The organism is Streptomyces sp. XM83C (assembly GCF_023072675.1).
GTDB lineage: Bacteria > Actinomycetota > Actinomycetes > Streptomycetales > Streptomycetaceae > Streptomyces > Streptomyces thermocoprophilus.
Genome location: NZ_JALLGL010000446.1, coordinates 1 through 3,634, shown reverse-complemented (window position 1 = coordinate 3,634; position 3,634 = coordinate 1). Strand labels below are relative to the sequence as shown.

Sequence of the window (3,634 nt, the reverse complement as noted above, 5' to 3'; positions counted from 1 at the left end):
TGGCTGGGCGGCTGCCGCCGTTTGCACCGCCGCTACGAACGCAAGGTCGAGCACTTCCTGGCCTTCACCGCCATCGCCTGCAGCCTCATCTGCTACCGCAGACTCGCCAAATGAGACGACGTCTAAGAGGTTGTCTCACGTGGCGAGTTTGGCGAGCTTCTTGTAGCAGGTCAGGGCTGCTCCAAGGCCGAGGAAGGCGAGGAAGTGGTCTCCCTTGCGTTCGTAGCGGACAGTGAGGCGGCGGTAGCCGAAGAGCCAGGCGATCGACCTCTCGATCTTCCAGCGGTGGCGGCCGAGGCGTTCGCCGAACTCGATGCCCGGCCGGGCGATGCGCGGCACGATGCCTCGTTCCCGCAGCCAGGCCAGATGCGCGGCGGAGTGGTAGGCCTTGTCCGCCCGGAGCCGGCCCGGCTTCCTGCGGCGCGGTCCGCGCCGGGAGCGGATCGCCGGTATCCCCTTCACCAGCGGCCGCTCCGTGTCGGCAGCGGCTTGCCGTACCACCGTTCGATGAGGCGGGCGGCGATGGAGATGCCGTACGGCGGGAGCACCTCGCCGGAGTCGAAGGCGGCCTGGAGTTCGTCGCGGGAGAACCAGCGGGCCTCGTGGATCTCGTCGCCGTCGACGTCGATGTCGGTGGAGACGGCGCGGGCCATGAAGCCGAGCATGAGGCTGGACGGGAAGGGCCAGGGCTGGCTGGCGACGTACTCGACGGCGCCGACGGTGACGCCGGCCTCTTCGAAGACCTCGCGTCGCACCGCCTGCTCGATCGACTCGCCGGGCTCGACGAACCCGGCGAGTGTGGAGAAGCGGCCCTCGGGCCAGTGGACCTGTCGGCCGAGGAGGATGCGGTCGTCCTGGTCGGTGACGGCCATGATCACCGCGGGGTCGGTGCGCGGGTAGTGTTCCGCGCCGCAGGCGGGGCAGCGGCGGATGTGTCCGGCGGCGGCGATGACCGTGCGCTCGCCGCAGCGGGAGCAGAAGCGGTGGGTGCGCTGCCAGTTCTCCAGTCCGACCGCGTGCACCATCAGGCCGGCGTCGCGCGGCGACAGCAGCAGGCCGGCCTCGCGGAGGCCCGCGGGGCGGGCGGACTGGTCCATTCGGCCGGGCAGCGCGTCCTTCTGGAGGGCGAAGTACCGTACGCCGTCCTCGTCGATGCCGAGGAAGTAGCGGTGGGCCTCGGTGAGGGGGGCTTCGAACGTCGGGGTCATGACGAGTTCGGTTCGCCCGTCGGGCGTCTCGTCGATCAGGACCTGACCGCCGGAGACCACGAAGACGCGGGTGGTGGGGTGGCTCCATGCCGCCGCGAGCCAGGCCTCGTCGAGCCGGTGGTGGGCGGCCCGGTCGATGCCGCTGGGCGCGGTGAGCGAGATGTTCAGGTCGGCGGTGGGATCGGTCCAGATGGTCACGGGTGCTTCCAACTCCCCCGGTGCAACGGTCGGTTTCGGCGGCGGTTCGGCGGTCTGGTCGGCGCTGCGTGGCGGAGCCGGCGGGGGCTCGGCACGCGCGCGGTGGGGCCGGGCGGGTGCGGGACGCGGCCCGGCGGTCGCGGGGCGTCGTCCGGCGGGTGCCGGTCGCGGCCCGGTGGATGCGGGCTGCGGTCGGGCGGGTGCTGGGCGGCCCTTCCAGTGTGCTCCTGCGCGGCGGGCGCCTTGTGCGCCGGGCGGGGGTCAGCGGGCACGGCGCCAGGTCCCGGCGAGGTCGCCCCACAGGTAGGCGCTGGTCTCGACGCCTTTGAACAGCAGGTCCAGCTCGACCTTCTCGTCGGGCGCGTGCCAGCCGTCGGAGGGGACGGAGATGCCGAGGAACAGCACGGGGGCGCCGAGGACGTCCTGGAGGTCGGCGGCGGGCCCGGAGCCGCCTTCGCGGGTGTAGCGGACGGGCTGTTCGAAGGCGCGGCCCATGGCGCGGACCACGGACTGGAGTGCGGGGTGGTCCAGGGGTGTCAGGCAGGGGCGTGTGGACCCGGTGAAGGCGATCTCGCTGCGGATGCCGGCGGGGACGAGGCTCTCGGCCCAGGCGCGGACGGCCTTCGAGATGCGGTCGGGTTCCTGTCCCGCGACGAGCCGGAAGGACAGCTTGACCATGGCCGAGGACGGGATGATCGTCTTGCTGCCGGGGCCCTGGTAGCCACCGCCGATGCCGTTGACCTCGGCGGTGGGGCGGGCCCAGATGCGCTCCAGGGTGGTGTGGCCGGCTTCGCCGTGGGTGGCGTACGACTTGGCGGTGCGCAGCCAGCTTTCCTCGTCGAAGGGCAGTTCGGCGAAGAGGGCGCGCTCGCGGTCGGTCAGTTCGACGATGCCGTCGTAGAAGCCGGGGATCGCCACGCGCGCGTGGTCGTCGTGCAGGGCGGCGACGAGGCGGGCGGCGACGGTGGCCGGGTTGGGTACGGCACCGCCGAAGGAGCCGGAGTGGATGTCCTGGTCGGGGCCGTACAGCCGGATCTCGCACTCGGCGAGGCCGCGCATGCCGGTGCAGACGGTGGGGGTGTCCTCGGACCACATGCCGGTGTCGGAGACGATCACGGCGTCCGCGGTGAGCCGGTCGGCGTGTTCCTCGACCAGGGTGCGGAAGTGGGGGGAGCCGGACTCCTCCTCGCCCTCGATCAGCAGTTTGAGGTTGACGGCGGGTGCGGTGCGGCCGGTGGCGGCGAGGTGGGCGCGGACCCCGAGTGTGTGGAAGAACACCTGCCCCTTGTCGTCGGCGGCGCCGCGCGCGTAGAGGCGGTTTCCGCGGACGACGGGTTCGAACGGTTCGCTGTTCCAGCCGTCCTCGCGGGCGGCCGGTTGGACGTCGTGGTGGCCGTACACGAGGACGGTCGGGGCGTCCGGGTCGCCGGAGGGCCACTCGGCGTAGACGGCCGGGGCGCCCGCGGTGGGCCAGATCTCGGCGGTGGGGAAGCCGGTCTCGCGGAGTTTCGCGGCGAGCCAGTCGGCGCTGCGGCGCACATCGTCGGCGTGGTCCGGCTGGGCCGACACCGAGGGGATGCGCAGCCACTCGGTCAGGTCGTCGAGGAAGGCTGCACGGTGCTGCTGGATGTACGTGCGGACGGCGCTGTCCGGGGTCTGGCTCATGACGTCGAGCCTATCGGCACTCAGTGACATCCTGGTTGGGCGGTTCGTCACACGACGTCCCGTCGGGCGTCCCGCCGAGCAGCAGCTGTTCCAGCGCGGCCCGGTCCGGCAGGTCCTCGGGGCGTACGACGTCGCCGGTGCGGACGTACAGGAACGACGCTGTGATCTTCTCGGGCGGCACGCCCTGCTGCTCCGCCCAGGCCAGCCGGTACAGGGCGAGCTGGAGCGGGTCGGCGTCCTGGGTGCGGTTGGTCTTCCAGTCGACGATCTCGTACGTGGTGCTGTCGCCGTCGCCGTCCTTGTAGACGGCGTCGATACGGCCTCGTACGACGCGGCCGGCGATGTCGATCTGGAACGGTGCCTCGACCCGGTAGGGGGTGCGCCGGGCGTACTCGGTGCGTTCGAAGGCTTCCTTGAGTGCTTCCAGGTCGCGTTCGTCGGCGATGTCGGCGTCGCCGCCGGGCAGCTCCTCGGGCTCCAGCAGGGGCAGCGTCAGCGCTTCGAAGCGGGATTCGACCCAGGCGTGGAAGCGGGTGCCGCGGCGGGCGGCGGGCTGCGGGGGG

General features: G+C 72.1%; 4 protein-coding genes and 1 pseudogene. 1 reads left to right on the top strand and 4 read right to left on the bottom strand.

Features of this window, described 5'->3' with window-relative positions; all coding sequences use genetic code 11:
- Positions 1–114, top strand: a pseudogene (locus tag MTQ10_RS28915) (IS5/IS1182 family transposase); the annotation flags it as partial.
- 21 nt (positions 115–135) lie between these two features.
- Here MTQ10_RS28915 and MTQ10_RS31765 read toward each other — a convergent pair.
- From MTQ10_RS31765 to MTQ10_RS28895, 4 genes are all read right to left on the bottom strand, one after another.
- The gene (locus MTQ10_RS31765) at positions 136–462 is read right to left on the bottom strand and encodes a transposase (protein ID WP_374117722.1); all 327 of its coding nucleotides are present in this window, start codon (positions 460–462) and stop codon (positions 136–138) included.
- On the bottom strand, positions 459–1,406 hold the full coding sequence (gene nudC, locus MTQ10_RS28905; protein WP_247473329.1) for an NAD(+) diphosphatase: 948 nt from the start codon (positions 1,404–1,406) through the stop codon (positions 459–461). Before nudC ends, MTQ10_RS31765 begins: the two co-directional genes overlap by 4 nt.
- Positions 1,407–1,667: 261 nt before the next feature.
- A complete protein-coding gene (locus MTQ10_RS28900; RefSeq protein ID WP_247473327.1) occupies positions 1,668–3,071 on the bottom strand; it encodes a dipeptidase in 1,404 nt (467 codons plus the stop codon).
- Between the two features lie 10 nt (positions 3,072–3,081).
- Positions 3,082–3,634, bottom strand: a 553-nt coding sequence (locus MTQ10_RS28895; protein WP_247473325.1) for a PD-(D/E)XK nuclease family protein, incomplete at its 5' end; no start/stop codon positions are given.

Excerpts from the sequence above, each read along its gene's own strand:
- MTQ10_RS28900 (WP_247473327.1), bottom strand. The coding sequence starts at position 3,071 with ATGAGCCAGACCCCGGACAGCGCCGTCCGCACGTACATCCAGCAGCAC.